This is a genomic window from Thiomicrospira microaerophila (assembly GCF_000934765.1).
In the GTDB taxonomy this organism is placed as follows: Bacteria; Pseudomonadota; Gammaproteobacteria; order Thiomicrospirales; family Thiomicrospiraceae; genus Thiomicrospira; species Thiomicrospira microaerophila.
Map to the genome: position 1 here is coordinate 1 of NZ_KN882201.1, position 327 is coordinate 327.

Annotated in this window: 1 protein-coding gene; it reads right to left on the reverse strand. The window is 43.1% G+C overall.

Annotated features, from left to right (window positions below; genetic code table 11):
• Positions 1-327: BspA family leucine-rich repeat surface protein (locus NA59_RS15280; RefSeq protein WP_157792665.1), on the reverse strand; the 327-nt coding region annotated here is incomplete at both ends.

Consider the following 327-nt stretch of genomic DNA (forward strand, 5'->3'; position numbering starts at 1 on the left):
GGTGTAGGTTCCGGTGTAGGTTCCGGTGTAGGCTCTGGCGTAGGTTCTGGGCGAGTTTGAGATCCCCAGTTTGGCATGGCGGCCGTGTTTTGATTTAAGGGTGTATTCGTTGCAAAATGTTCGGGGTGTTCACTAATTAAAGGTACAAACCACTGGCTCAAATCTTGTTCAAAAGAACTGGAAAACATAAACATATAGCTCATATTGTCTACCTTAGACGTATCCCAGTCACCAATGTCTTGGTTAAATAGTTTGGTAAAAGCAAACATCTCTGCCATATTGGTGACATTAGAAGTATCCCAACCACCAATGTCATGATTAAATGCC